Source organism: Bradyrhizobium liaoningense (assembly GCF_018130955.1).
In the GTDB taxonomy this organism is placed as follows: Bacteria; Pseudomonadota; Alphaproteobacteria; order Rhizobiales; family Xanthobacteraceae; genus Bradyrhizobium; species Bradyrhizobium liaoningense_C.
In genome coordinates this window covers 148,586-173,735 of the sequence record NZ_JAFCJM010000014.1, presented here as the reverse complement: position 1 = coordinate 173,735, position 25,150 = coordinate 148,586, and the positions used below count along the sequence as shown (strand labels likewise).

The window sequence follows — 25,150 nt, the reverse complement described above, 5'->3', positions numbered from 1 at the left end:
CAACGCAGAGGAAGGAACCGTGAACGATTGTTACCAATCCATCCGGTCCGTTTTGTTACCAATCAATCCGCTGGACATGCAAATCGGGTGAGGGGTGTTTCACCAAGGTAAGGCCGTAAACCCTCACCCGGCGCAAGAGCGCCGACCTCTCCCAAGGGAGAGGTGATTTCCCGATGCCGCACCAGTTTGACCCAATCTCATCACGCGCGAGGCACTAGAAACCGAACTCGCGCTGTCGCATCTTGTTGACCTTCCTCAAATTGCCTAATCCGCTGAGGACTACGCTTTGAGGGTGGAGGACGCGTGCGACTGGCCGTTTTTGCCGATATCCATGCCAACCGGCAGGCCTTCGACGCATGCCTGAAGGGGGCCCGCGCGAGGGGCGCTGAGCGGTTCGTCCTGCTCGGCGACTTCGTCGGCTACGGTGCCGATCCGGAATGGGTGGTGGACACCGCGATGGAGCTGGTCGGGCAGGGCGCTCTCGCCGTGCGCGGCAACCATGACCAGGCCGTGAACTCCTCCGCCGAGACCATGAATGCCGAGGCGCAGATCGCGATCGAATGGACGCGCGGCCGGCTCGGCGCGCCGCAGCGGCGCTTCCTGGCCGATCTGCCGCTGACGGTGGGGGATCAGGACCGTCTTTACGTGCATTCGGAAGCGTCCCAGCCGGCGCGCTGGCACTATGTCCGCACGACGCCGGACGCGGCGCGCAGCATGATCGCGACGCCGGCCCACGTCACCTTCTGCGGCCACATCCACCGTCCCGCGCTCTACTCGATGTCGGCGACGGCCAAGATGACGAGCTTCCTGCCGAAGACCGACGTGCCGGTGCAGCTCCTGCGCGGTCGGCAATGGCTGGCGGTGCTCGGCTCGGTCGGCCAGCCCCGCGACGGCGATCCCGCCGCGTCCTTCGTGCTGTTCGACACCGACAGTTGCGAGATCACCTATTGCCGCGTGCCCTATGATATCGAGGCCGCCGCGAAAGCGATCCGGGACAACGGCCTGCCGGATTGGCTCGCCGACCGGCTGTCGCAGGGGCGCTGAGAGCGATGCCAAAACCACTGGTTAAGGCCGGCGCCGAAATCGACGGTTACACGATCGGCGAATGCGTCCATGCCGGCGGCATGGCGACGCTGTGGACCGTCACCCATCCCGGCATCGACGTGCCGCTGCTGATGAAGATCCCGCGGGTGTCGGAGGGCGAGGACCCGGCGGCGATCGTCTCCTTCGAGATGGAGATGATGATCTTGCCGCGGCTGGCAGGTCCCCACGTGCCGACCTGCTTCGGCACCGGCGACTTTGCCAAGCAAGCCTATGTGGTGATCGAGCTCATCCCGGGCACCACGCTCTACAAGCGGCTGCCCGATCTGCCGCTGCCGTACGAGGAGGCGCGCACGCTGGTGGCGAAGATCGCCACCGCGCTGGCCGACCTGCATCGGCAGAACGTGATCCATCACGACATCAAGCCGAGCAGCATCATGTTCCGCGAGAGCGGCGAAGCCGTGCTGATCGACTATGGGCTGTCGCATCACAACCATCTGCCGGATCTGTTGCAGGAGGAGTTCCGTCTGCCTTACGGCACCGCGCCCTATATGGCGCCGGAGCGGCTGCACGGTGTGCGCGACGATCCCCGCAGCGACCTGTTCTCGCTGGGCGTGCTGCTCTACTTCTTCACGACGGGCGAGCGGCCCTTCGGCGAGGGTGAGACGCTGGGCGCGATGCGGCGCCGGCTGTGGCGCGATCCCTATCCGCCTCGCGCGCTGCGCGCCGATTACCCGCCCTGGCTCCAGGAGATCGTGCTGCGGTGTCTGGAGATCGAGCCGGTCTGGCGCTATCCGACCGCCTCGCAACTGGCCTTCGATCTCTCGTATCCCGATCAGGTCAAGCTGACGGCGCGCTCCGAGCGGCTCAAGCGCGATCCGCTCTCCACGGCGTGGCGGCGGCGCTTCAATCCGAGCGTGAAACAGGCGCGTCCGGCGTCCGACGTTGCCGCGCAGATCGCCTCGAGCCCGATCGTGGCGGTCGCGCTCGACACCGCCGAGGGCGCGCCCGAGCTGAACGAGGCGTTGCGCGTTACCACCGAGCGGATACTGACCACGTTGCCCTCGGCGCGGCTTGCCTGCCTCAACGTGCTGAAGCTGAACCGGATCGCGATCGATCGCACTCTGGACGAGGAGGGCTCCAACAAGCATGTCGACCGGCTGGTGGCGCTGCGGCACTGGGCCACGCCGCTCAAGCTCGGCGATAACAGGCTATCGGCGCATGTGCTGGAGGCGGTGGACCCCGCGGCGGCGATTTTGGAATTCTGCGAGGTCAATCACGTCGACCACGTCATCATCGGGGCGCGGCAAAACTCGTTCAGGCGCACGCTGCTCGGCAGCGTCTCGTCAAAAGTGGCGTCCGAAGCGTCCTGCACCGTCACCGTGGTGCGGCCGCAGCGCCTTGCCGCGGAGTCAGGAGAGGCCGCGGAGGGCTAGAGCGTTTTCCAGCGAAGTGGACGCCGGTTCGCGTCAAGAAAACGCGTCAAAACAAGAATCTAGAGCCTCAGGCCACGCAGGCGGTGTGGCCGGCACTCTTGCGGCGGATCGGCCAGGCGAAGTGCGGACCGGCGTCGCCGTGATCGGCGCTGTCGCCGAAGAACTGGATGATCTCGCGGCAGGGCTCGCAATTGAACAGGTTACGGGAGAAGGCTGCCTTCGACATTTCGCGCAGGCAGTTGGGGCAATATGGTTTCATGAGTTCATTCCAAAAGGGGATCAATGCCGGCACGGCGACCGGAACGCACCTGTCTCTACAAATTCGGGCCTCAAATCGTCGGTTCGCTCACGCCCGGTGACGATCGAAATGGATGATGCGGGCGGAGCGAGAGGCGACCTTGACCGGTCGCGCTACGTAGAGGCAGCGAGCCGCAATCGCTGCATTGAACCCAAGCCACAACGCCACGCCAGTCCAAACCAGGGTCGTCGTCATGATGTGCTCCCGTCCCAGAGGGGAGCGCTCTTGTGCAGTGATTTGCGCGAATCAGGGAAGTCCGGATGAGTACGGATTCTGGCTGCAATGTGATTCATTGCGCGCCGCAGCACCCGTAAATGCCTGAGCTCGCCGGCGTACGTCGCTCAGATCGCCTTGCCGCGCGAGCGTGCCGGAGCCTTCTGCGCGCGGGCGTGCCCCAAAATGTCGCGGATGCGGGCGGGGTCGCGAACGCAGCGAAAGCCGTAGCGGCCGGTGTAGTCGGTATCTGGCGAACGCGTTGAGAGGCCGGACGCAAAGTTCAGGTGGCCGGCCCCGCGGCCGATGTCGAGGATCTCGAGCTCCTTGTCCATTGCCTTGAACGACGTGGCGCGGGCGGTGCGCCGGCCCCAGGCCGTGCGCAGGATCAGCGCGCGGCGATTGGTGATCGCGAACAGCGTCTGGAGGTCGTGCAGCAGCATGACGAAGGGTGCCCCGAGCATCGCGGCCCCGACCATCAGCAGTGGTTTTGTCGCCTGGTCGATCCAGCCGTTGGCAAAGGCAATGATGGTCACGAGCAGCCACAGGCCTCCGACCCACCACAGGAAGCGCCACATCATCATGTTTGCGACGCCGTCGGGCTGACCCTGCCAGATCACCCGCTCGCCATCCTCCAGGGTGTCGGCGAGCAGGCGGCGGAGGCCGGCGGAAAACGGGGTGGAGCGGAGTTCATCCATGGCCGTTGGTCGGGACGGCCGGGGAAACGGTTCGGAAGGCGGGCTCAGATGGCCTCGCCGCGTGCGCTTGCCGCCGCGTTGCGGATCGCGGCGATGTTGGTCTTGTAGGCCGCCTCGGTGCCGCCCTTGAACACCGCAGTGCCGGCGACGAAGGCGTTCGCGCCTGCGGCGGCCAGCGCACCCGCGACATCAGGTCCGACGCCGCCGTCGACCTCGATGTCGATCGGGCGGCCCGCCGTCATGGCGCGAAGGTCGCGGATTTTTGCCAGCGCGGAGGGGATGAAGGCCTGTCCGCCAAAACCGGGATTGACCGACATGACAAGCACGAGGTCGATGAGGTCGATGACATATTCGATCGCGCTGATCGGTGTGCCCGGATTGAGCGAGACGCCGGCCTTCTTGCCGAGCGCGCGGATTGCCTGAAGCGAGCGGTGCAGATGCGGGCCGGCTTCCGCATGCACGGTGATGTGGTCGCAGCCCGCTTTCGCAAAGGCTTCGAGATAGGGATCGCAGGGCGCGATCATCAGATGCGCGTCGAAGATCTTCTTGCTGTGGGGGCGCATCGCCTTGATGACGTCGGGGCCGTAGGAAATGTTCGGGACAAAATGCCCGTCCATGACGTCGAGATGCATCCAGTCGGCGCCGGCGGCGTCGACCGCGCGGACCTCTTCGCCGAGCCTGGAAAAGTCGGACGCCAGGATCGACGGGGCGATCACCAGGGGGCGGGGCGTGAAGGGCTGGGTCATGGCGCTGTTCCCAAGGGGTGGTCCGCGGACGGGCCTCGCCTAACACGGGGGGTGTGCCGCCGCAATGCGGCTGACAACGTTCCCTGTGGGCGGAAAATTCTGCCGCAGCCGGCATGAATTGCCCGGGGCGGCGGCGCCTCGAATGCGCGGCAAGAGCGGAATTCATTGAGGTTTTCGCGCTGGCACGGGGCTTGCTGCCTGTTGTCAGACATTGGCCGCGCCCTCGCGCGGCGCTGGTTGGAGTCCCTGGCAATGTTGTTCGCCCTTGGTGCAGTTTCGTCCGCGCTCGACGCGTTGCAAACGCTGACGTCGTCGAAGACGTCCTCGACCCAGCAGACCGGCCTTTCGCAAGGCGCGAGCAATCCTTTCTCGATCGACAGCTCCAAGGGCACGACGACGTCTGCGACCTCGTCAACGAGTTCAGGTAATTGCGCGCCGATCTCGCCGGAGACGATGAGCGCGCTGATCGCGGCGCAGAGCCAGTCGTCGTCGAGCACCGGATCGACGTCTTCGACGCCGACGACCCGCGAGGCCGCGCTGAAGGATCTGTTCTCGCAGATCGACGCGAATGGCGACGGCCAGATCGACAAGACGGAATTCGAGGACGCGCTCGGCGCGGGCGGCACCAATCTTGCGAATGCCGACAAGGTGTTCGACAAGCTCGATACCGACGGCGACGGCAGTGTCAGCCTCGAGGAGATGTCGAAGGCGCTGAAGAGCGGGCACGGCCACCACCACGCCCAGGGCGCGAGCGGGTCCGACGGCACCGGCGACAGCTCCGACTCCGAGCAATCGAGCGGCGGCACAACCCGAACCACCGTCGTCAACAGCGACGGCTCGACCACCACGACCGTCAAATATGCCGACGGCTTCAAGATGACCATGACGGTGCCGGGCGCCTCCAGCGCATCGGGCGCCGGCAACTCGCCCTACAACTGGTTCGAGCAGATGATGCAGCAGGGACAGACGGGGACGTCGTCCGCGGCATCGTCGCTGTCGATGAGCGTGTAAGCCATCACTTCGCTGTCATGCCCCGCGAGGCCGGGGCATCCAGTACGCCGCGGCTTCTCCGTATCCCACAACCGTCTCTGGAATACTGGATCGCCCGGTCTTCGCCGGGCGATGACAGTCGTGATTGACTAACCGAACCGGTCCTTCCAAGCCGGCTGCGCCCCCGCGAACGGCAGCGCGGTTGCGCTGTAGACGCCGCGCGCAATGGCACGCGCCACCACGTTGGCGGCGAGCGTGCCGAGCTCGGTGAGGCCGACCAGCGGCTCGATCGGTTTTAAGCCGGTGGCGGCGGCAAACAGCACGTCGCCGTCGTTCGGCGCGTGCACCGGATAGATCGCGCGGGCAAAGCCGGTGTGCGCGATCATCGCCAGCCGCTTGGCCTGGGGTTTTGTCAACACCGCGTCCGTCACGACAAGCCCGATCGTGGTGTTTTCGCGCGCGCTTGCCGCAGGCCCGCCCTTGATGCGCATTTTGAGCATGTCGTCCGTGAACGTCTCGGGCAGGCCGCGGCCACCGAACTCGCCGTTCACCTCGAACGGCGCCGCCCAGAACCACGGGCCGTCGCCGACGGTGGCGCTGCCGACGGCATTGACGGCGACGATCGCCGCGACCTTGACGCCGTCGGCGGTCACCGCCGAGGCCGAGCCGAGCCCGCCCTTGAACGTCGCGGTGGTGGCGCCAAGACCGGCGCCGACGCTGCCGAGCGCAAAATCTTCCCCGGCGGCGACGGCCGCGGCATAGCCGAGATCGCGATAGGGCGCGAAACGTCCCCACGCCTTGTCGCCGCCATTGAGCAGATCGAACAGGATCGCGCCCGGCACGATCGGGATCAGCGCCTCGCGGACCCGGAACCCGCGGCCCTGCTCGGCGAGCCAGGCCGTGATGCCGCCGCCGGTCTCGAGCCCGAACGCCGAGCCGCCGGAGAGCGCGATCGCATCGACGCGTTCGACCGTGTTGGCGAGGTCGAGCAGCGCGTCCTCGCGCGTGCCCGGCCCACCGCCGCGCACGTCGATCGCCGCCACCGCCGGCTCGTCGAACACGATTGCGGTGGCGCCCGAGGCGAGGGCGGCATCATGGGCGTGGCCGACGCGGACGCCGGCAATATCGGTGAGCAGGTTTTTCACGTGTGCGGGTCCGTGGGGCTATCGGCAACGGGTCTTAGTGATAGCTTAGATCACGATCCGGCAGAGTGTCAGCGCTTTTTCCCGCGCGACAAACGCGGATCGCGTTTGCGCGAAGATCATGCTCAAACAAAAGAGCCGCTCTCAGCTCATCAACGCGACGCGGATCATGCGTGCGAGCTCGGACTTGCGGTAGGGTTTTGCGAGCAGCAGCACGCCGGAATCCAGCCGTCCGTGATGGACGATGGCATTCTCGGTATAGCCCGAGGTGAACAGCGTCTTCAGTGCGGGCCGGCGCCGCGCCGCCTCGTCGGCGAGCTGACGGCCGTTCATGGCGCCCGGCATGATGACGTCGGTGAAGAGCAGGTCGATGCCATCATCGCCGTCGATGATCGCCAGCGCTTCGGCAGCATTGGCGGCCTCGAGCGCCTCGTAGCCGAGGCTCTTGATCTGGGTCACCACATATTGGCGGACCAGCGCGTCGTCCTCGACGATCAGGATCTTCTCGTCGCCGCCTTCGATAGCGCCGGCCTGCATCTGCTCGTAGTCGGTCTCCTGCACGCCGGTCGAGCGCGGCAGGTAGATCTTGACGCTCGTGCCGTGGCCTTCCTCGCTGTAGATCTTGATGTGCCCGCCGGACTGCTTGACGAAGCCGAATACCATGGAGAGGCCGAGCCCGGTCCCCTTGCCGACCTCCTTGGTGGTGAAGAACGGGTCGAACACACGCTCCAGCAGCGGAGCAGGAATGCCGGTGCCGGTGTCGCTGACCGCGATCATCACGTAATTGCTGACCGTGACCTCGGCGTTCATGGCGGCGTAGCCCTCGTCGAGAAAGACGTTGCGGGTTTCCAGCACCAGCTTGCCGCCGTCGGGCATGGCATCGCGCGCGTTGAGCGCGAGATTGAGGATCGCGGTGGTGAGCTGGTTCGGATCGACCAGCGCGGGCCAGGCCTCCTCCGTCAGCTGCGGGGTGATCTGGATCTGCTCGCCGAGCGTCGGATGCAGCAGTTTGGCCGCTTCCAACACCAGTGCGTTGACGTCGATCTCGCGCGGCTGGAGCGGCTGCTTGCGGGCGAAGGCGAGCAGGTGTTTCGTGAGCTGCGCGCCGCGCTCGGCGGCGTCGTCGATCAGGCGCGTGATCGCGGCGAGATCGGGACGGTCGGCGACGGCGTCGGCCAGGATCCCGATCGTGCCGGTGATGACCGTGAGCACGTTGTTGAAGTCGTGGGCGACGCCGCCGGTCAACTGGCCGATCGCGTCCATCTTCTGGACCTGGCGGAACTGGGCTTCCGCGGCCTGCTTTTCGGACAAGTCGCGGCCGATGAAGAAGTGGCGTTTCACCGGCTCCGACCAGCTGCCGAGCCAGTTCAGGGTCACGTCGTGTCCATCCCTGTGCGGATAGCGCGCTTCGAAGTTGCGCTTCACAAGGCCGCGGCGCGCCGCGCGCATTTCCTCGCGGGTCTTCTCCAGGTCATCGGGATGAATGAACTCGACGGCGCTATGTCCGATCATCTCCTCCGGCTTGAAGCCCAGGATATGAGTCACACTCGGGCTGACCTGGATGAACGTGCCGAAACCGTCGGTGACCACGATGAGATCCTGGGAGGTCTCGAAGATGCGCTGGCGTTCCTCGATCTCGCGCTGCAGCGCGCTCTGCGTGCGTTTGCGCTCGGTGATGTCGCGGGCGATCTTGGTGGCGCCGATGATCTCGCCATTGGCGGCGTGTAGCGGCGAAATGCTCAGGACCACGTTGAGTTCGCGGCCGTCCTTGTGGCGGCGGATGGTCTCCTGCTGCTCGACGCTCACGCCGTTGCGGATGCGCGCCAGGATCTCGCCGAGCTCATCGCGCCGATCCGGTGGCACGATCAGATCGATGTGCCTGCCCACGGCCTCGCCCGCGGAGTAGCCGAACAGGCGTTCCGCGGCGCGGTTCCAGGCCGTGACCGTGCCGTCGAGCGATTTGGTGATGATGGCATCGTTGGAGGACTGCACGACGGCTGCGAACAACCGCTCGCGTTCGCTGTAGTAGTCGCGATCCGAGGCCGCCCGCCGCCGCAGCATGCCGACCAGGTTGTCCATCTGCGCCTGGAGACCGACATTCTCGACGAGAAGCACCGCGAGCACGAAATTCGCGGCGAGCAGGCCATAGACGCGTCCCGTGTAGAAGCCGAGATCGAAGCGGGCGACGTTGACGATCGCCGACAGCGCGATGTCGAACAGCCACGCGCACATCACGACCATCAGCCAGACGTCGATCACGCAATAGGGCTTGCGGAACCAGAGCGAGATCAGCGCGGCAAAGCTCAAGGACCAGACGAAGGAGACCACGCCGATCATGGCCGGCGTGTAGCGGCCTTCGCTCAGCAGCACCGGCAGCAGGTCGTGGTGGGCGGTTACGGTCCAGGCGAACAGGATCATCAGCGCCACGACGCCGAGCACGCAGCCGAGGATGGTCTCGCGCATCGGCTTCCAGATCTTGGGCCCGCCGTCGATGTCCTTGAGCCAGGCATAGGTCAGCACGAACAGCGGAAAGCCGCCATGCCAGATCATGTAGAGCCAGACGGTGGTTTGCGGACCGGCGCCGAGCAGTCCGTTTGGTGCGAATAGTCCGGGGAAGGTGAGGGCGTGGACGATGGCCGCCGCCGCGGTGAACAGGTAGCCCGTCGCCAGCGCGAGCAGCGCCCGGCTCCGCAGGACCGCGAATTGCGCGAGCAGGAGCACCGCGGTGACGGTGTCGCTGACCGCAAGCGCCGACTGGTAGCTCGCGACGAAGGCGGGCACCGGCACCAGCGGGACGCCGGCGAACGGCACGGCCAGCGCAAACAGCAGCGACGACACGCCGACCACGGCCAATGCCGCACTGCGGTCGCGCTGTGAGGCCGGCAAGGTGGAAAGGAAAGTACTTCGGTCGCCACCAGCGTGCACGGCTACCTCTCGCGGACCGGCATTGGCACTCGCCCTTCTGGTTTCGACTCTCCGACCCTCTTGCCCATGGTAGCCCGTTCTGGGCGCGCGACTTAAGGGGGTGCGACCACGACTCAACCGATGGTTACAGCTTACTTAACTTTTCTGGCAACGAGGAGCGGGGACCCGGTAAGATGGCTTTTACTTAGCCGGGTCGATACTATCCCCTCCCGCCGACGCGGGACCCGTTTGGGAAGCTGGTTTTTTGGCTGGACACTAAGTTCACGAGGCGGGAGTTGTTCCCATGCGCCGCATTCTCGTTGTCGACGACCAGAAGGACGTCCGAGCGATGGTGTCCATCGTGCTCCGGGTCAATCATTACGAGGTGGTGGAGGCGGACAGTGCCGCCGCAGGGCTGAAGGCCTTCGGCGAGGGCGAGTTCGACGCGGCAATCGTCGATATTTTCCTGGCCGAGACCAGCGGTGTCGAGGTCATTACCGCGATCCGCGAACGTTGCCCGGGGTTCCCGATCGTTGCCGTCTCCGGCATGACCGCGCTCGACTTCATGGACGAGTCGCCCGACCTCGAGAACGTGGTCTGCCTGCAAAAGCCGTTTCGGCCGAACGACCTGCTCCAGGCGTTGAAATCGGCCCAGTCGTCCAGGTTCCAGGCCGCGGTCTGATCCCAAGCAAAAACGCCCCGGCGAACCGGGGCGTCTGTAGCGATATGGTTAGGGCTGGGGGCGTTAGGAGCCCTTGGCACCGAGCTCGGCGTAGTTGCCCTTGGCGTCCCACTTGTAGACGACGTAGTCGATCTGCTTGATGTCGCCCTTGGCGTCATACTCGATCGGGCCGAGGACCGTGTCCCACTTGCCGGCCTTCATGGTCTCCATGACCTTCTTGGCGTCGGTGGTGCCGGCCTTCTTGACGGCCTGCGACCAGACTTGCATCGCCGCGTAGGTGTAGAGGGTGTAGCCCTCGGGGTCGATGCCCTTGGCCTTGAACGCCTCGACGATCTTCTTGGCGGTCGGCTTGTTGCGCGGGTCGGGGCCGAAGGTGAACAGCGTGCCTTCGCCGGCCGGGCCGGTGATCGAGGCGTACTCCTTGTCGGCGAGCGCGTCGCCCGACATCAGCACGGTCTTCAGGCCCTGGTCGCGCATCTGGCGCAGGATCAGGCCGGCTTCCTGGTGGTAGCCGCCGACATAGACGAGGTCGATGTTGTCCTTCTTCAGGCGCGACACGATCGCGTTAAAGTCCTTGTCGCCCTTGTTGTAGGACTCGTACATCTTCTCGGTGATGCCGGCCTTGTTGAGGGCCTTCTTGGTCTCGTCCGCAAGACCCTTGCCGTAGGTGGTCTTGTCGTTGAGGATCGCGATGTTCTTGCCCTTGAAGTTCTTGCCGATGTACTGCGCGGCGATCAGGCCCTGCTGGTCGTCGCGGCCGCAGACGCGTGCCACGTTCCAGAGCTTGCGCTCGGTGAACAGCGGGTTGGTCGAGGCCGGCGTGATCTGCAGGACGTTACCGTCGGCATAGGCTTCCGAAGCCGGAATAGACGACGACGAGCAGAAATGGCCCGCGACGAACGGGATCTTGGCGCCGGCGATCTTCTCCGCGATCGAACGGGCCTGCTTGGGATCGCAGGCGTCGTCGTTGACGCTGAGCGCGAGCTTCTTGCCGCCGACGCCGCCGGCGGCGTTGAGGTCCGCCACCGCCATCTCGGCGCCGTTCTTCATCTGGCGGCCGAAGGCGGATTCGCCGCCGGTCATCGGACCTGCAACTGCGATGGTGACATCCTGCGCAAATGCCGCGCTCGATAGCGCAATCGACGCGCCGAATGCCAGACCGATGAGCTTTAGTGATTTCATGAGATACCTCGCGGGTGGTCGCCTGTGGAAGTTGCCGGGCCAGGCCCGGTCCAAACCGGTCCCATTCTTGAATGAATCTTCGGAGAAGTCACCGGCAAAATACGGGCATTCGCGAAGATATCTCGCAACAATCGGCCGCACGCGGATACGCCTTAAGTCCAACGGCGAGCTTAAGCCCTCCGGCCGCCTTCCAGATAGGCCGCTCGAATCTCGGCGCGCTGCAGCAACTCGGCGCCGCTGCCGGCGAGCGTGATCAGGCCGTTGACCATGACGTAGCCGCGATGGGCGAGCTTGAGGGCGTGGTTGGCATTCTGCTCGACGATCAGGACGGTCATCCCGTCCTGCCGGTTGAGGGTCCGGATCGCGTCAAAGATCTGCCGCGCGATCAGGGGGGCGAGCCCTAGCGACGGCTCGTCCAGCAGCAACAGGCGCGGCCGGCTCATCAGCGCGCGTCCGATCGCCAGCATCTGCTGCTCGCCGCCGGACAGGGTTCCGCCGCGCTGGGTCATGCGCTCCTTCAGCCGGGGAAACAGCGTGAAAACCCGTTCCAGCGTACTGTCCCGCTCGGCTTCGGTGCATCCGGTGGCATCCGCGCCCATCTGGAGGTTTTCCGCAACGCTCATGCGCGGGAAGATGCGGCGGCCTTCCGGCGACTGCGCGATACGCAAATGCGCGATCGCGTGGGTGGGGACATGGGTGATGTCCTTGCCCTCGTACAGGATCTGCCCGGCGCGGGCGCGCGGCTTGCCGAAGATGGTCATCATCAGCGTCGACTTGCCGGCGCCGTTGGCGCCGATCAGGGCCACGATCTCGCCGGCGCTGATCTCGATGTCGACGCCCTTGAGCGCCTCGATCTTGCCATAGGCGGCGCGCAGGCCCCGGATCGCGAGCAGGGGAGCAGCTGCCGCCGTCACGATCCGCTCTCCATCACGGCCATCGCTTCCTCTTCGTCGGCGCCGAGATAGGCCGCGATCACCTTCGGGTCGTCGCGGACCTCGCGCGGCGTGCCTTCGGCGATCTTGACGCCGTGGTCCATCACCACGATCTGGTCGGAAATCTCCATCACGACGGACATGTCGTGCTCGATCAGCAGGATGGAGGTGCCCTGGTCGCCGCGGATCGAGAGCAGGAGTTCGCTCAGCGCCGCGCTCTCGCGCGCATTGAGGCCGGCCGCGGGCTCGTCGAGGCACAATAATGCAGGTTCGGTGCACATGGCGCGTGCGATCTCGAGCCGGCGCTGGTCGCCATAGGCGAGGTTACCGGCCGCGTCGTCGGCGCGGTCGAGCAGGCCGACCCGCTTCAGCCAGTCGGTGGCGAGATCGATCGCGCTCTGCTCGGCGCTGCGGTAGGAGGGCGCCCCGATCAGCCCGAGAAAGGTGAGACCCGAGGCGCGCATCAGCATGTTGTGCTGGGCCACCATCAGGTTCTCCAGCACGGTCATGCCGGGAAACAGGCGGATGTTCTGGAAGGTGCGGGCGACCTTGGCCTGCTTGGCGATGCGAAAATCGTTGAGCCGCTCGAGCGCGATCACCTTGCCGTCGTCATGGGCGAGGCGGATCGTGCCGCCGGTCGGCTTGTAGAAGCCGGTGATGCAGTTGAAGACCGTGGTCTTGCCGGCGCCGTTCGGGCCGATCAGCGCCGTGATCTTGCGCCGCTCGGCCGAGAACGACAGCTCCTGCACCGCGACGATGCCGCCGAAGCGCATGGTGAGCTGGTTGACGTCGAGGATCTTTGCGCCGCTCATCCGTGTCCCTCCTTCACGAGGTCGGAGGAGATTGCCTGCGCCTTCCTCAGGTACACGGTCGGCGCGCGATGGCCGATCAGGCCGCGCGGCCGCCAGATCATGATCAGCACCATCGCCATGCCGAACACCAGCATGCGGTAGTGCTCCAGCCCGCGGAACAGCTCGAAGCCGCCGATCATGGCGAGCGCCGCGAGCGCGACGCCGAGCTGCGAGCCCATGCCGCCGAGCACGACGATGGCGAGCACCAGCGCCGATTCCTGGAAGGTGAAGGATTCCGGACTGATGAAGCCCTGGCGGGTGGCGAAGAACGCGCCGGCAAATCCGCCGAACATCGCGCCCGTCGCGAACGCCGTGAGCTTCGTGGTCGTGGTGTTGATGCCGAGCGCGCGGCAGGCGACCTCGTCCTCGCGCAAGGCTTCCCAGGCGCGGCCGATCGGCAGCCGCCGCAGACGGATCGTCACCCAGTTGGTGAGCAGCGCGAGCGCCAGGATCAGGTAGAACAGGAAGACGATGCGGTGGGTCGGCGAGTACTCGATGCCGAGCTTGGCGGCGAGCCCGTCGTCGCTGTTGTCGAGCGGGATGCCGAACAAGGTCGGGCGTGGAATGCCGGAGACGCCGTTCGGGCCGCCGGTCAGGCTCTGCCAGTTGATGATGACGAGCCGGATGATCTCGCCGAAGGCGAGCGTGACGATGGCGAGGTAGTCGCCGCGCAGCCGCAGCACGGGGAAGCCGAGCAGCACGCCCCAGAAGGCGGCGAGGATGCCGGCGAGCGGCAGGCAGATCCAGAACGACCAGCCGAAATTGGTTGCGAGCAGCGCGTAGGAATAGGCGCCGACTGCATAGAAGGCGACATAGCCGAGGTCGAGCAGGCCGGCGAGCCCGACCACCACGTTGAGGCCCCAGCCCAGCATCACATAGGTGAGCACGAGGATGGCGAGGTCGAGGATGTAGCGCTGGTCATAGAAGATGACCGGCAGGAGGATGGTGAAGATCAGCAGCACCGGCGCGAGATAGCGGCCGAGGAACGACAGACCCCTCTGCACGGGGGCCGGCACCAGATTCTCGGCACCCGTGGGCCCGATCCATTGCCGCAGCAGTTCGATGACGATCGAGCCGCCGAACACCAGGCCGACCAGGGAGGCGAGCTCGCCGAAGCGCGTCCAGTAGGTCAGTTGGCCGTCGGGGCCTGCCTCGGTGCGGATGCCGATCATCAGCGAGAACAGCACGAGCGCGACCAGCGCGCTGAGGGAGGCTTTCTTGAGGATGAAGGGGATGCCGGCTGCGCGCTTGGCGAGGGAAGTTTCAGTTGAGAGAGCTGTCACGCGCGGGGCCCGTCAGACTTTTTCGACTTCGGGACGGCCGAGCAGGCCGGTCGGCAGGAAGATCAGCACCACGATCAGGATCGAGAACGCGGCGACGTCCTTGTACTCGACCGAGAAATAGGCCGACCAGAAGGTCTCGATCAGGCCGATGGCGAGCCCGCCGAGCATGGCGCCCGGCAGCGAGCCGATGCCGCCCAGCACGGCTGCCGTGAAGGCCTTGATGCCGGCGACGAAGCCCATGAAGAAATCGACCAGGCCGTAATAGAGCAGGTACATCAGGCCCGCGACGGCGGCGAGCGCAGCGCCGATCACGAAGGTCATGGAAATGGTACGGTCGACGTCGACGCCGAGCAGCGCCGCCATGGTCTGGTCCTGCTCGCAGGCGCGCATGTCGCGCCCGAGCCGCGTGCGCGACACCAGCCAGGTGAAGATCGCGAGCAGCACGACTGTCGTGATGACGACCACGATCTGGATGTTGGAGAGCTGGATCACGAAGCCGTCGGCGCTCTCGTGCAGCGTATGGCCGCCGGTAATGAGCGGCGGAATCGGCTTGACGCGGGCGCCCTGCGCCACCTGCGAGTAGTTCGTCAGCACGAAAGACATGCCGATCGCCGAGAGCATCGGCGCGAGGCGGAAGGAGTGGCGCAGCGGCCGGTAGGCGATGCGCTCGACGGTCCAGCCATAGAGCGCGGTGATCGCCATCGAGACCAGGAGCACGATCAGCAGGATCAGCGGTACCGCGGTCAGGCCGAACGAGATGAGGATCAGGAAGGTGATCAGCGCGATGAAGCCGCCGATCATGAAGATGTCGCCATGGGCGAAGTTGATCATGCCGACGATGCCGTAGACCATCGTGTAGCCGATGGCGATCAGGCCGTAGATCGAACCGAGCACGAGGCCGTTGATGAGCTGCTGGGCGAAATAGTCCATGGGCTGCCGTTACCGAACCTGACACGACTTGAGGATAGCTCTTGGGCCCCGGCAGCCCGACGTGGCGCATTGTCCGGATGTTTTCTAACAGGAGGGAACCAGCCGCGGCAACAGCCGAGGTCTCAGTATAAGGGCTTGTGCAAAGCTAGTTTTTCAAAGGCGGGTTCCCGCCTGCCGGAGGAACCCGGTTCCCCCGCAACCAAATCGGAGGCCGGTCGTTGGTCCCGCTCTGACGTCCAACCAGGGAGTTTCCCGTAATGACGAAGCAGCAAAATCAGAATCCGGGCCAGCAGAATCAGAACCCCGCCCAGAAGCCGGGTCAGCAGCAGGGCGGCGGCCAGAAACCCGGACAGCAGCAGCAGGACCCGATGCGCCAGGGCGACAAGCCCGGACAACAGCATGGCGGCCAGCACGACCAGGACCGCCGCTGATCCGGCAAGTTCCAGCCCTTTTCCAGTCCTTGGAAGTTCCACTGGAGTGCGAGCAGGCCCCGCCGAAAGGCGGGGCTTTTTCCGTGGCATCGCCAAGGCTTGTCCACAGCAGTTAAGGTAAACAGACAGTTTAAATTGCCGCCCCAGCTGGAGCGGAGTTAGCTGCCGGCCAAAGCCGCCGTCCTTCGGGGACCGCGGCCAGGAAGCGGGAAGCAGCGGGAAGCGGCAATGTCTGGACACTGGCGGATCGGTTCGTTCAACGGCCTGGTGCTGGCCGCCTACTTCATCCCGGCCTGGACGCTCGTCGCCTTCAACATCATGGTTGCCCCGGTGCACGGCCTTTTTGAGCGGCCGAGCGTCGCAGTGGCGCTATTCATCAGCGATCACCTTCAGATGTCCGGCATGAGCACCGTCCGCGCCGCCTGGCTTCTGGCGCTGGGACGGCTGACGGTCGTGGCGTTCTTCGCCATTTCCCTCGCCCTGTTCGCCATTCCCCGGACCCGCAAGTCCGGCGCCAGCAATGAGGCGCTCGGCATCGCGCTGGCCATCGGCAGCCTGATCTCCTTTGCCAGCATGGTGATGGCCTCGAAGGTCGGCGAAATGGCCGCGCTGAAGCTGCATGCGACGGAGCTCTTGCTCCTGCTCGGTGCGGCCGTCGTGCTGGTGATCGAGCGGCCGGCTCAGCGGCCGGCAGCCGTCGAGCCGCTGGCGACGCCGCAGTTCGCGCCGACCACTCCCTGAAGCGTCGCGCCCGGCCCGTTGCGATTGACGGCCTTATGCCGCCCAACTGCCTGACGCCTCGATAGAATTCGGAAAACTCGCAACATTGCACCGGCGGCCGCCGGCTACTGTGCATGGGGTTGTTTTCGATGTTTTGGTCGGCTGGGCGCGCTAGCGCTGCGTCAAAAAGCCCACCACCGCGTCGGTGAAGGCGTGCGGCTGCTCGACATTCGAGATGTGTGCGGCGTCCAGGATGGTCATGCTCGCACCCGGAATCCGCGACCGGATGAACTCGCCGGCCGAGATCGGCGTCGACATGTCGTGCCGCCCGGTGATGACCAGCGTCGGGCTCTTGATCCTGGGCAGCAGCTCGCGCTGGTCGAGCGTCGACAGCGCCTCGCAGCAGGCGAGATAGCCCTGCACCGGCGAGGCCAGCAGCATCGCCTTCATCCTGGCGGCGATCTGCGGCTCGCGGTCGCGAAAATCCTGCGTCAGCCAGCCCGCGATCACGCTGTCCGCGACGGCTGCCAGGCCGCCGTCCTGCACCGCCTTGATGCGCTCCTGCCATCTTGTGGGGTCGGGATAGTGACAGGTGGTGTTGGCAAGGACGAGCTTGCCGAACCGCTCCGGCGCGTTGGCACCTAGCCAATGCCCGACCATGCCGCCCATCGACAGGCCGCACCAATGCACTTTCTCGATGTTGAGGTCGTCGAGGATCGCGAGCACGTCGCGGCCGAAGCGCTCCATCGAATAGGGGCCGGGGGCGACGCTCGACTTGCCGTGGCCGCGACGGTCGTACCGGATCACGCGGAAGACCTGCGTCAGCGCCTTCATCTGCGGCTCCCACATCTGGAGCGTGGCGCCGAGCGAGTTGGAGAGCATCAGCGTCGGCCCGCCGTCACGGCCCTCGACGGAGACGTTGAGCAGGCAGCCGTCGGCATCGATCATGGGCATGGGATGTCCTCTCGCGCTCGCGATTGCGAATCGGTCCGGATCATGGATTGCCGCTGCTGGCCGGGCAACGTCCCGCTGCCTGCCAAATGCGCAGACGCCGCTGTAAGCATTTCGCGGCTGCGAATATGCATTGCACGTGATCCCCGCGCGCCCTTTCTTTTGCGGCGCGCGTGCGTTACTTGAGCAGCCTGACCAAAGACGATCCCGGGAGGCACCCCATGGCCATGACAATGAACGGCGAAGTCCAGCTTGCGGCGTCGCGCGAGGCGGTGTGGGCCAAGCTCAACGATCCCGAAGTGCTGAAGGCCTGCATCCCCGGTTGCGAGGAATTGGAGAAGACCGACGACGGCGGCTTCCGCGCCGTTGCCAAGATGAAGGTCGGCCCGGTGTCCGCGCGCTTCAAGGGCAAGGTGATGCTCAGCGATCTCGATCCGCCGAACGGCTACAAGATCTCCGGCGAAGGCGAGGGCGGGGTGGCGGGCTTCGCCAAGGGCGGTGCAACCGTGAAGCTCTCGGAGAAGGACGGCGGCACGCTGCTCGGCTATGACGTCGAGGCTCAGATCGGCGGCAAGTTGGCGCAGCTCGGCCAACGCCTGATCAACGGCGCCGCCAAGAAGCTCGCCGACGAATTTTTTGCGAATTTTGCCAAGGCGGTACAAGGCTAGGCTTTGAAGGCCAGACCTGCGCCCCAGGTCATAGCGCCCTGCTTCCCGGGCAATGTTGCCCCTTGGCACAATGGCCCATATGATGGGTTGGAATAATTATAAGAACCGCTTCGCCTGACACGGCGGGGTGCTGACAGAGAGTCCTGATGGCCAAAATCTCCCTTATCGTGAACGGCAATCCCGTAACCGCCAATATCGATCCCCGTACCCTGCTGGTGCAGTTCCTGCGCGAGCAGCTGCGGCTGACCGGGACCCATGTCGGCTGCGACACCTCGCAGTGCGGCGCCTGCGTCGTGCACATGGACGGCAAGGCCGTGAAGTCCTGCACCACGCTCGCCGTCATGGCCGACGGCCACGAGGTCAAGACCATCGAGGGGCTGGCCGCCGACGGCGCGCCGCTGCATCCGATGCAGGAAGCCTTCCGCGAGCACCACGGCCTGCAGTGCGGCTTCTGCACGCCGGGCATGATCATGACCGCGATCGACATCGTGCACCGCAAGGGTCACGAACTCGACGACCACACCATCCGCGAGGAGCTGGAAGGCAATCTCTGCCGCTGCACCGGCTATCAGAACATCGTCGCCTCGATCGCCGCCGGCGCGAAGGCGATGGCGAAATCCGATCTCGCGTAAACTGACATTCTCGCGCCTCTCGCGATCAGGAAGTCCATTATGTACGAATTCAAATATCATCGCCCTGCGACCGTGCGGCAGGCGGCCAATCTCCTGGTGAAGAACGAGGACGCCAAGGTGATCGCCGGCGGCCACACGCTCATCCCCGTGATGAAGCAGCGTTTGGCGAGCCCACCGCATCTGGTCGATCTCTCCCACATCGAAGGCCTCGATGCGATCGAGATGAAGGGCCGTTCGCTGGTGATCGGCGCGACCGCCAGGCATGCGGAAGTCGCTAGCTCCGCCATCGTCGGTGAGGCTATCCCGGCACTTGCGAGCCTTGCGAGCCAGATCGGCGATCCCGCCGTCCGCCACAAGGGCACCATCGGCGGCTCGCTCGCCAACAACGACCCGACCGCGGACTATCCGGCGGCCGTGCTTGCGCTCGGTGCGACCATCGTCACCAACAAGCGCCGCCTCAAGGCCGAAGAGTATTTCCAGGGCCTGTTCACGACCGCGCTTGAAGCCGACGAGATCATCACCAAGGTGATGTTCCCGCTGCCGAAGAAGGCGGCCTACATCAAGTTCCGCAACCAGGCCTCGCGCTACGCGCTGGTCGGCGTGTTCGTGGCGCGACGTCCGTCCGACGTGCGCGTGGCCGTCACCGGCGCGGGCTCGGAAGGCGTGTTCCGCGTTACCGCGTTCGAGGAAGCCCTGAAGAAGCGCTTCTCCTCAAAGGTGCTCGACGGCATCAGCGTGCCGGCGGAGGGCCTGAACAGCGACATCCACGGCAGCGCCGAATACCGCGCGCACCTCATCGGTGTGCTGACGAAGCGCGCCCTCGACGCCGCCAACGCCAAGGACTAGCTTGAAGGACTAGCTTGGCCCAATGACGGCCCCTTGAGGGCGTAGCGAGACTGGCTCTTACATGACTGCAGCGGCACTGCCGGCATCGGTCGATGCGATGCTCGAACTCCTGACGTCGCGCGGCTATCTCGCCGAGCGGTCGCTGGCGACGGTGACGTATCTGTCGCTGCGCATGGGCCGGCCGCTGTTCCTCGAAGGCGAGGCCGGCGTCGGCAAGACCGAGATCGCAAAGGTGCTGTCGGCAGCACTCGGGCGCAAGCTGATCCGCCTGCAATGCTACGAGGGCCTCGACGTGTCCTCGGCCGTCTACGAGTGGAACAGCGCCTCGCAGATGATCGCCATCCGCATGGCGGAAGCTGCCGGCGACACCGATCGCGACCAGCTATCATCGGACATCTTTGCCGACCGCTTCCTGATCAAGCGTCCGTTGCTGCAGGCTCTGGAGCCTGATGTTGCGGGTCCCCCGGTGCTCTTGATCGACGAGCTCGATCGCGCCGATGAGGCGTTCGAGGCGTATCTGTTGGAAATCCTCAGCGACTTCCAGGTGACGATCCCCGAATTCGGCACCGTGAAGGCGCCGAGCCCACCGATCGTCATCATCACCTCGAACCGCACCCGTGAGATCCATGACGCGCTGAAGCGCCGCTGCCTGTATCACTGGGTCGACTATCCCTCCGCCGAGCGCGAGCTCGCGATCGTCAAGACCCGCGTGCCCGGCATCTCGGCAAAGCTGTCGCAGCAGGTCGTGCGCTTCGTGCAGGCGCTGCGCAACCAGGATTTTTACAAGTCGCCGGGTGTCGCGGAGACCATCGACTGGGCGACTGCGCTCTCCGAGCTCGACGCCCGTTCGCTGACGCCGCAGGTGGTCGGCGACACGTTGGGCGCGCTGTTGAAATACCAGGACGATATCGTGCGGATGCAGGGCGATGCCCTGCAAAAGGTGCTGAAGGACGCGACGAGCGAGAATTGATGCTCGCGGGTCATAACTACTCCCGTCATTCCGGGCGACGCGCAAGCGTCGAGCCCGGAATCCATAATCACGATCGGGAGTATGGATTCCGGGCTCGCGCCAAAGAGGGCGCGCCCCGGAATGACGAGGGGATGGATACGAGACCATGGCCATCAATCACCTTGCGCCGGAAAAAACCGAGCAGCTCGCCGACAACATCGTCGGCTTCGCCCGCGCACTTCGCGCCGCCGGGCTTCCGGTCGGGCCCGGCGCCGTCATCGATGCCGTCAACGCGCTCCAGGTGATTGACATCGGCAGCCGCGCCGACGTCTTCACGACGCTGGAGGCGATCTTCGTCAAGCGCCACGAGCATGCGCTGATCTTCAAGCAGGCTTTCAACCTGTTCTTCCGCGCCTCGGAAGAGTGGAAGCACCTGCTGGATTCGGTGCCGCTGCCCGACCATGCCAAGAAGAAGCCGCCGCCGGCCTCCCGCCGCGTCCAGGAGGCAATGTCACAGCCGCAGATGACCGAGACGCCGCAAAAGCAGGAGCAGGATCTGCGCCTGTCGGTCTCCGACAAGGAGATCCTTCAGAAGAAGGATTTTGCGCAGATGAGCGCCGCGGAGATCAGCGAAGCGCTGCGGGCCATCGAGCGGATGAAGCTGCCACAGGCCGAGCTTTTGACGCGCCGCCAGCGGCCCGACGCGCGCGGCTTGAGGCTCGATCTGCGCCGCACGCTGCGCGCCTCGCTGCACACCGGCGGCGACATCATCGACATCCACCGTCTCGGCCGCATCGAGAAGCCGGCGCCGATCGTGGCGCTGCTCGATATCTCCGGCTCGATGAGCGAGTATACGCGCCTGTTCCTGCACTTCCTCCACGCCATCACGGATGCAAGGAAGCGCGTCTCGGTGTTCCTGTTCGGCACAAGGCTCACCAACGTCACGCGGGCGCTGCGCCAGCGCGATCCGGACGAGGCGCTGGCCAGCTGCTCGGCGGCGGTCGAGGACTGGGCAGGGGGAACGCGCATTGCGACCTCGCTGCACAACTTCAACAAATTGTGGGCGCGGCGGGTGCTGAGCCAGGGCGCCATCGTGCTCCTGATTTCCGACGGGCTGGAGCGGGAGGCCGATTCCAAGCTCGCTTTCGAGATGGACCGGCTGCACCGCTCCTGCCGGCGCTTGATCTGGCTGAACCCGCTGTTGCGTTTCGGGGGCTTCGAGGCCAAGGCGCAGGGCATCAAAATGATGCTGCCGCACGTTGACGAATTCCGCCCGGTGCATAATTTGAGTTCGATCCAGGAGCTGATCACCACGCTCTCCCAGCCGCTGCCGCCGCATCACCGCAGCCTGATCCGCTCCGCAGCTTGAGAGGCTCCCCATGCTCGATCGCGACGAGGATATTTTGAAGGCGGCGGAGGACTGGCAGAAGGCCGGTCATGGCGTCGCGCTCGCCACGGTGGTTGAGACTTGGGGCTCGGCGCCGCGACCCGCAGGCTCGAGCCTCGTCATCAACGACGACGGCACGTTCTTGGGCTCGGTCTCCGGCGGCTGCGTCGAGGGCGCTGTGGTCACCGAAGCCATGGATGTCATCCAGAGCGGCAAGCCAAAGATGCTGGAGTTCGGCGTCGCCGACGAGACCGCCTGGAATGTCGGGCTGTCCTGCGGCGGCACCATCCGCGTCTTCGTCGAGAAGGTCGGCTAGCCGTGAAGCTCGCAATCTTGCACGAACTCAATGCCGAGCGCGCCGCGCGCCGCCCGGTCATTCTCGTCACCGACACCGAGAGCGGTGAGCAGCGTCTGGTGAAGGCCCAGGACTTTGCCAAAGACCCGCTGCGTGCCGAGCTGGAAAAGCAGCTTCGCATGGGCAAGAGCGCCAATGTCGAGGCCGGCGGCAAGAAGCTGTTCCTCAATGTCTACGCGCCGACCGCAAAGCTCGTCATCATCGGCGCGGTCCATATCAGCCAGGCCTTAGCGCCGCTGGCGCGCTCGCTCGGCTATGACGTGACCGTGGTCGATCCGCGCACGGCCTTCGCAAGCCCCGAGCGCTTCCCCGACATTCCCCTGGTTGCGGACTGGCCCGACGTCGCGCTGCCGCCGCTCAACGTCGATCCCTACACCGCCTTCGTGGCGGTGACGCACGATCCCAAGATCGACGATCCGGCACTGCTGCACGCTTTCGAGCGCAACTGCTTCTATATCGGCGCGCTCGGTTCGCGGAAGACGCACGCCAAGCGCGGCGACCGGCTGCGGGCGCTGGGCGCGAAGGAGAGCGACATCGCGCGCATTCACGCGCCCATTGGGCTTTCGATCGGCGCGGTGTCACCGTCGGAGATCGCGGTCGCCATCATGGCCGAGATCACGGCGGTGCTTCGGTTGCCGGCAAAAGAAAAAGAAGAAGCGGCATGAAGTTCGGCCCGGCGAGCCCCAAGGATGCGATCGGCGGGGTGACCGTCCACACCTTGCGCCAGGGACCGCTGGTGCTGAAGAAGGGCACGACGATCGGCCCCGACGAGGTCGAGGCGCTGACGCGCGCCGGCATCAAGGACGTCGTCGTCGTGCGCCTGGAGGAGGGCGACGTCTCCGAGGATGCGGCCGCTGCCAGCATCGCGGAAGCGGTCGGCGGCGAGGGCATCCATGTCGAGCGCGCCTTTACCGGCCGCGCCAATCTGTTCGCTGCGTGCCCGGGCGTGCTGGTGATCGACCGCGCCGCGGTCGATCGCATCAACAATGTTGACGAGGCCATCACCTTTGCAACGCTGTCGGCGTTCAAGCCGGTGGTCGAGGGCGAGATGGTCGGCACCGTCAAGATCATCCCGTTCGGTGTCGAGGGCGCGTTGCGCGATGCCGCGGTCAAGGCCGCGGGCCGCGACGTGCTGAAGATCGCACCGTATGTGATCAAGCGCGTCGGCGTGGTCTCGACGCTGCTGCCGGGCCTGTCGTCAAAGGTGTTGGACAAGACGCTGCGCGTCACGGCGGAGCGGCTCGCGCCGGCCGGCGCCAGCATCATCGCCGAGCGGCGCGTGGCGCATGAGGAGAGGGCGCTTTCGGCGGCGATCAAGGAATTGCTGGGGCTCGGTGCCGAGCTCGTCATCGTGTTCGGTGCTTCCGCCATCGCGGATCGCCGCGACGTCATCCCGGCGGCGATCACCGAGATCGGCGGCGCGATCGAGCATTTTGGCATGCCGGTCGATCCCGGCAATCTGCTGCTGATCGGACGGGCCGGCAGCGTGCCGGTGCTGGGCGCACCGGGCTGCGCGCGCTCGCCGGTCGAGAACGGCTTTGACTGGGTGCTGATGCGGCTGCTTGCCGGCATCAAGGTGACGCGCGCCGAGCTGATGGGCATGGGCGTCGGCGGTCTCCTGATGGAAATCGTGACGCGGCCGCAGCCGCGCGCAAAGCCCGAGACCGAAGGCAACAGCCAGGTCGCAGCCATCGTGCTCGCGGCGGGCCGCTCGACGCGGATGGGCGGGCCGAACAAGCTGCTCGCCGAGCTCGACGGCAAGAAGCTGGTGCGGCTTGCGACCGAGCAGGCGCTGGCGTCAAAGGCCTCCGAGGTGATCGTCGTCACCGGCCACCAGGCCGAGCTGGTCGAGCAGGCGCTCGCAGGGTTGAAGGTCAAGTTCGTCCGCAATGCGGATTTTGCCGGCGGGATCGCGAGCTCGGTCAAGACCGGCATCGGCGCCGTGCCCGCGAGTTGTGACGGCGCCATCGTTTGTCTCGGCGACATGCCGCTGATCGACGCCAATCTGATCGACCGCATGATCGACAGCTTTGCGCCCGATCGCGGCGGTCTCATCGTTGTGCCCGTCAGCGAAGGCCGCCGCGGCAATCCCGTGCTGTGGTCGCGCCGCTTCTTCAGCGAATTGATGACGCTCGACGGCGACATCGGCGCGCGGCACCTGATCGCCAAGCACGCCGAGGTCGTGGCCGAAGTGCCCGTCGACGGCGAGAGCGCATTCCTCGACATTGACACGCCGCAGGCGCTGGAGGCGGCCAGACGCGGATGACGGTGCGGTAGGGTGGGCAAAGCGAAGCGTGCCCACCAATTCCAGCCATGAGCGCTGATAAGTGGTGGGCACAGCGCTTCGCGCCTTTGCCCACCCTACGGCGCCTCCGGACCTTCGATTTCAACCACCCGTTCACCATCTGGAAACGACCGGCGCTTAGAGTTGCCTCCGCCTGCCTCGGGGGAGGGGAATTTCCATGGCTTCGACCGTCGTCGCGCGCCGTTGCGCGATGTTTTTCTTTGCGCTGTCCATTGTCGTGACCGGGGCCCGCCACGTCACGGACGCGCACGCTGCCGGCGCCTTCGCCGTCGGCAAATGCGGCGCCTATGGCCAGGCCTATGATTTCCCCGGAGAAGCCGCCGCGCGCGCCGCGGCTGCCAGGCAGTGCAAGGGCGACTGCACGACCGTGACCATGAAGCGTGCCTGTGCCGCGATGGCGGTCGATCTCGCCAACCCCTGCGGTGCCTATGGCTATGCCGTGAAGCCGAAGATCTCGAGCACCCTCAACGCCGCCACGCGCGAATGCTACAAATTCGGCGGCAAGGAATGCGTGATCCGGGCCTGGGCCTGCGACGCCAAGGGCTGATTTCTCATTGCCGTCATTCCGGGGCGATGCG

Annotated in this window: 27 protein-coding genes; 15 read left to right on the top strand and 12 right to left on the bottom strand. The window is 65.6% G+C overall.

From position 1 onward, the window contains the following. Nucleotides 1–303 precede the first annotated feature (303 nt). Together JQ632_RS14865 and JQ632_RS14860 are read left to right on the top strand one after the other, a co-directional pair. Nucleotides 304–1,044 (top strand): metallophosphoesterase, encoded by a 741-nt coding sequence (locus tag JQ632_RS14865; RefSeq protein ID WP_212403164.1) that lies wholly within the window; start codon nt 304–306, stop codon nt 1,042–1,044. A 5-nt stretch (nt 1,045–1,049) separates the two neighbouring features. Next, on the top strand, nt 1,050–2,477 hold the full coding sequence (locus JQ632_RS14860) for a bifunctional serine/threonine-protein kinase/universal stress protein (RefSeq protein WP_212403162.1): 1,428 nt from the start codon (nt 1,050–1,052) through the stop codon (nt 2,475–2,477). Between the two features lie 67 nt (nt 2,478–2,544). Here JQ632_RS14860 and JQ632_RS14855 read toward each other — a convergent pair whose 3' ends face one another. The 4 genes from JQ632_RS14855 to rpe all read right to left on the bottom strand — a co-directional run bounded on the left by JQ632_RS14855 (nt 2,545) and on the right by rpe (nt 4,432). After that, entirely contained in the window at nt 2,545–2,736 is a 192-nt protein-coding gene (locus JQ632_RS14855) for a hypothetical protein (RefSeq protein ID WP_212403160.1), read from the bottom strand. Nucleotides 2,737–2,823: 87 nt separating this feature from the next. Continuing rightward, nucleotides 2,824–2,970: a hypothetical protein gene (locus JQ632_RS14850; protein WP_212403158.1), complete on the bottom strand. Its 147-nt coding sequence runs from the start codon at nt 2,968–2,970 to the stop codon at nt 2,824–2,826. 146 nt (nt 2,971–3,116) lie between these two features. Then, the gene (locus tag JQ632_RS14845; RefSeq protein WP_212403156.1) at nt 3,117–3,686 is read right to left on the bottom strand and encodes a hypothetical protein; all 570 of its coding nucleotides are present in this window, start codon (nt 3,684–3,686) and stop codon (nt 3,117–3,119) included. 44 nt (nt 3,687–3,730) lie between these two features. Further along, nucleotides 3,731–4,432, bottom strand: a complete 702-nt coding sequence (gene rpe, locus JQ632_RS14840) for a ribulose-phosphate 3-epimerase (RefSeq protein ID WP_212403154.1) — start codon at nt 4,430–4,432, stop codon at nt 3,731–3,733. Between the two features lie 252 nt (nt 4,433–4,684). Between rpe and JQ632_RS14835 the strand changes: the two genes are divergently transcribed. Next, on the top strand, nt 4,685–5,443 hold the full coding sequence (locus JQ632_RS14835; RefSeq protein WP_212403153.1) for an EF-hand domain-containing protein: 759 nt from the start codon (nt 4,685–4,687) through the stop codon (nt 5,441–5,443). 128 nt (nt 5,444–5,571) lie between these two features. Here JQ632_RS14835 and JQ632_RS14830 read toward each other — a convergent pair whose 3' ends face one another. Beyond that, on the bottom strand, nt 5,572–6,567 hold the full coding sequence (locus JQ632_RS14830; RefSeq protein ID WP_212403151.1) for a P1 family peptidase: 996 nt from the start codon (nt 6,565–6,567) through the stop codon (nt 5,572–5,574). 141 nt (nt 6,568–6,708) lie between these two features. Further along, nucleotides 6,709–9,489: a PAS domain S-box protein gene (locus JQ632_RS14825; protein ID WP_212403149.1), complete on the bottom strand. Its 2,781-nt coding sequence runs from the start codon at nt 9,487–9,489 to the stop codon at nt 6,709–6,711. A gap of 283 nt (nt 9,490–9,772) precedes the next feature. Between JQ632_RS14825 and JQ632_RS14820 the strand changes: the two genes are divergently transcribed. Next, nucleotides 9,773–10,150 carry a response regulator gene (locus JQ632_RS14820; protein ID WP_212403147.1) on the top strand — a complete coding sequence of 126 codons (378 nt, stop codon included), beginning with the start codon at nt 9,773–9,775 and terminating at the stop codon, nt 10,148–10,150. Nucleotides 10,151–10,213: 63 nt separating this feature from the next. Here the strand turns inward: JQ632_RS14820 and JQ632_RS14815 are convergent, their stop codons facing one another. The 5 genes from JQ632_RS14815 to JQ632_RS14795 all read right to left on the bottom strand — a co-directional run bounded on the left by JQ632_RS14815 (nt 10,214) and on the right by JQ632_RS14795 (nt 15,328). Further along, a complete protein-coding gene (locus tag JQ632_RS14815) occupies nt 10,214–11,332 on the bottom strand; it encodes a branched-chain amino acid ABC transporter substrate-binding protein (RefSeq protein ID WP_212403145.1) in 1,119 nt (372 codons plus the stop codon). A 170-nt stretch (nt 11,333–11,502) separates the two neighbouring features. Next, nucleotides 11,503–12,246, bottom strand: a complete 744-nt coding sequence (locus JQ632_RS14810) for an ABC transporter ATP-binding protein (protein ID WP_212403143.1) — start codon at nt 12,244–12,246, stop codon at nt 11,503–11,505. Beyond that, complete coding sequence (locus JQ632_RS14805) at nt 12,243–13,076, bottom strand: ABC transporter ATP-binding protein (protein WP_212403142.1); 834 nt, start codon at nt 13,074–13,076, stop codon at nt 12,243–12,245. Before JQ632_RS14805 ends, JQ632_RS14810 begins: the two co-directional genes overlap by 4 nt. Next, on the bottom strand, nt 13,073–14,398 hold the full coding sequence (gene livM, locus JQ632_RS14800) for a high-affinity branched-chain amino acid ABC transporter permease LivM (RefSeq protein ID WP_212403140.1): 1,326 nt from the start codon (nt 14,396–14,398) through the stop codon (nt 13,073–13,075). The genes JQ632_RS14805 and livM overlap by 4 nt, the downstream gene beginning before the upstream one ends. A 12-nt stretch (nt 14,399–14,410) precedes the next feature. Further along, nucleotides 14,411–15,328 carry an ABC transporter permease subunit gene (locus JQ632_RS14795; RefSeq protein WP_212403138.1) on the bottom strand — a complete coding sequence of 306 codons (918 nt, stop codon included), beginning with the start codon at nt 15,326–15,328 and terminating at the stop codon, nt 14,411–14,413. A gap of 257 nt (nt 15,329–15,585) precedes the next feature. Here JQ632_RS14795 and JQ632_RS14790 point away from each other — a divergent pair, with 257 nt between their 5' ends. Together JQ632_RS14790 and JQ632_RS14785 are read left to right on the top strand one after the other, a co-directional pair. Continuing rightward, nucleotides 15,586–15,759, top strand: a complete 174-nt coding sequence (locus JQ632_RS14790) for a hypothetical protein (protein ID WP_212403136.1) — start codon at nt 15,586–15,588, stop codon at nt 15,757–15,759. A 228-nt stretch (nt 15,760–15,987) separates the two neighbouring features. Further along, complete coding sequence (locus JQ632_RS14785) at nt 15,988–16,500, top strand: hypothetical protein (RefSeq protein ID WP_212403134.1); 513 nt, start codon at nt 15,988–15,990, stop codon at nt 16,498–16,500. Nucleotides 16,501–16,650: 150 nt separating this feature from the next. On the opposite strand, the gene pcaD is transcribed toward JQ632_RS14785, so the two are convergent. Beyond that, on the bottom strand, nt 16,651–17,433 hold the full coding sequence (gene pcaD, locus JQ632_RS14780) for a 3-oxoadipate enol-lactonase (RefSeq protein ID WP_212403132.1): 783 nt from the start codon (nt 17,431–17,433) through the stop codon (nt 16,651–16,653). A gap of 218 nt (nt 17,434–17,651) precedes the next feature. On the opposite strand from pcaD, the gene JQ632_RS14775 reads away from it, so the two are divergent. The 9 genes from JQ632_RS14775 (at nt 17,652) to JQ632_RS14735 (ending at nt 25,119) form a co-directional block, all read left to right on the top strand. Then, complete coding sequence (locus JQ632_RS14775) at nt 17,652–18,098, top strand: carbon monoxide dehydrogenase subunit G (RefSeq protein ID WP_212403130.1); 447 nt, start codon at nt 17,652–17,654, stop codon at nt 18,096–18,098. A 146-nt stretch (nt 18,099–18,244) separates the two neighbouring features. Continuing rightward, complete coding sequence (locus tag JQ632_RS14770; RefSeq protein WP_212403128.1) at nt 18,245–18,730, top strand: (2Fe-2S)-binding protein; 486 nt, start codon at nt 18,245–18,247, stop codon at nt 18,728–18,730. A 39-nt stretch (nt 18,731–18,769) separates the two neighbouring features. Continuing rightward, nucleotides 18,770–19,576 (top strand): xanthine dehydrogenase family protein subunit M, encoded by an 807-nt coding sequence (locus tag JQ632_RS14765; protein ID WP_212403126.1) that lies wholly within the window; start codon nt 18,770–18,772, stop codon nt 19,574–19,576. A 61-nt stretch (nt 19,577–19,637) separates the two neighbouring features. After that, nucleotides 19,638–20,546 (top strand): MoxR family ATPase, encoded by a 909-nt coding sequence (locus JQ632_RS14760; protein WP_212403124.1) that lies wholly within the window; start codon nt 19,638–19,640, stop codon nt 20,544–20,546. Between the two features lie 145 nt (nt 20,547–20,691). Then, nucleotides 20,692–21,894 carry a VWA domain-containing protein gene (locus JQ632_RS14755; RefSeq protein WP_212403122.1) on the top strand — a complete coding sequence of 401 codons (1,203 nt, stop codon included), beginning with the start codon at nt 20,692–20,694 and terminating at the stop codon, nt 21,892–21,894. Nucleotides 21,895–21,904: 10 nt separating this feature from the next. After that, on the top strand, nt 21,905–22,228 hold the full coding sequence (locus tag JQ632_RS14750) for an XdhC family protein (RefSeq protein ID WP_140982126.1): 324 nt from the start codon (nt 21,905–21,907) through the stop codon (nt 22,226–22,228). Between the two features lie 2 nt (nt 22,229–22,230). Further along, entirely contained in the window at nt 22,231–22,932 is a 702-nt protein-coding gene (locus tag JQ632_RS14745) for an XdhC family protein (RefSeq protein ID WP_212403120.1), read from the top strand. Further along, on the top strand, nt 22,929–24,533 hold the full coding sequence (locus tag JQ632_RS14740) for an NTP transferase domain-containing protein (RefSeq protein WP_212403117.1): 1,605 nt from the start codon (nt 22,929–22,931) through the stop codon (nt 24,531–24,533). The genes JQ632_RS14745 and JQ632_RS14740 overlap by 4 nt, the downstream gene beginning before the upstream one ends. A gap of 196 nt (nt 24,534–24,729) precedes the next feature. Next, the gene (locus JQ632_RS14735) at nt 24,730–25,119 is read left to right on the top strand and encodes a DUF4189 domain-containing protein (protein WP_212403115.1); all 390 of its coding nucleotides are present in this window, start codon (nt 24,730–24,732) and stop codon (nt 25,117–25,119) included. Nucleotides 25,120–25,150: the final 31 nt, after the last annotated feature.

Excerpts from the sequence above, each read along its gene's own strand:
- JQ632_RS14860 (WP_212403162.1), top strand. The coding sequence starts at position 1,050 with ATGCCAAAACCACTGGTTAAGGCCGGCGCCGAAATCGACGGTTACACG.
- JQ632_RS14855 (WP_212403160.1), bottom strand. The coding sequence starts at position 2,736 with ATGAAACCATATTGCCCCAACTGCCTGCGCGAAATGTCGAAGGCAGCC.
- JQ632_RS14850 (WP_212403158.1), bottom strand. The coding sequence starts at position 2,970 with ATGACGACGACCCTGGTTTGGACTGGCGTGGCGTTGTGGCTTGGGTTC.
- JQ632_RS14845 (WP_212403156.1), bottom strand. The coding sequence starts at position 3,686 with ATGGATGAACTCCGCTCCACCCCGTTTTCCGCCGGCCTCCGCCGCCTG.
- rpe (WP_212403154.1), bottom strand. The coding sequence starts at position 4,432 with ATGACCCAGCCCTTCACGCCCCGCCCCCTGGTGATCGCCCCGTCGATC.
- JQ632_RS14835 (WP_212403153.1), top strand. The coding sequence starts at position 4,685 with ATGTTGTTCGCCCTTGGTGCAGTTTCGTCCGCGCTCGACGCGTTGCAA.
- JQ632_RS14820 (WP_212403147.1), top strand. The coding sequence starts at position 9,773 with ATGCGCCGCATTCTCGTTGTCGACGACCAGAAGGACGTCCGAGCGATG.
- JQ632_RS14815 (WP_212403145.1), bottom strand. The coding sequence starts at position 11,332 with ATGAAATCACTAAAGCTCATCGGTCTGGCATTCGGCGCGTCGATTGCG.
- JQ632_RS14805 (WP_212403142.1), bottom strand. The coding sequence starts at position 13,076 with ATGAGCGGCGCAAAGATCCTCGACGTCAACCAGCTCACCATGCGCTTC.
- JQ632_RS14795 (WP_212403138.1), bottom strand. The coding sequence starts at position 15,328 with ATGGACTATTTCGCCCAGCAGCTCATCAACGGCCTCGTGCTCGGTTCG.
- JQ632_RS14790 (WP_212403136.1), top strand. The coding sequence starts at position 15,586 with ATGACGAAGCAGCAAAATCAGAATCCGGGCCAGCAGAATCAGAACCCC.
- JQ632_RS14785 (WP_212403134.1), top strand. The coding sequence starts at position 15,988 with ATGTCTGGACACTGGCGGATCGGTTCGTTCAACGGCCTGGTGCTGGCC.
- pcaD (WP_212403132.1), bottom strand. The coding sequence starts at position 17,433 with ATGCCCATGATCGATGCCGACGGCTGCCTGCTCAACGTCTCCGTCGAG.
- JQ632_RS14775 (WP_212403130.1), top strand. The coding sequence starts at position 17,652 with ATGGCCATGACAATGAACGGCGAAGTCCAGCTTGCGGCGTCGCGCGAG.
- JQ632_RS14770 (WP_212403128.1), top strand. The coding sequence starts at position 18,245 with ATGGCCAAAATCTCCCTTATCGTGAACGGCAATCCCGTAACCGCCAAT.
- JQ632_RS14765 (WP_212403126.1), top strand. The coding sequence starts at position 18,770 with ATGTACGAATTCAAATATCATCGCCCTGCGACCGTGCGGCAGGCGGCC.
- JQ632_RS14760 (WP_212403124.1), top strand. The coding sequence starts at position 19,638 with ATGACTGCAGCGGCACTGCCGGCATCGGTCGATGCGATGCTCGAACTC.
- JQ632_RS14755 (WP_212403122.1), top strand. The coding sequence starts at position 20,692 with ATGGCCATCAATCACCTTGCGCCGGAAAAAACCGAGCAGCTCGCCGAC.
- JQ632_RS14750 (WP_140982126.1), top strand. The coding sequence starts at position 21,905 with ATGCTCGATCGCGACGAGGATATTTTGAAGGCGGCGGAGGACTGGCAG.
- JQ632_RS14740 (WP_212403117.1), top strand. The coding sequence starts at position 22,929 with ATGAAGTTCGGCCCGGCGAGCCCCAAGGATGCGATCGGCGGGGTGACC.
- JQ632_RS14735 (WP_212403115.1), top strand. The coding sequence starts at position 24,730 with ATGGCTTCGACCGTCGTCGCGCGCCGTTGCGCGATGTTTTTCTTTGCG.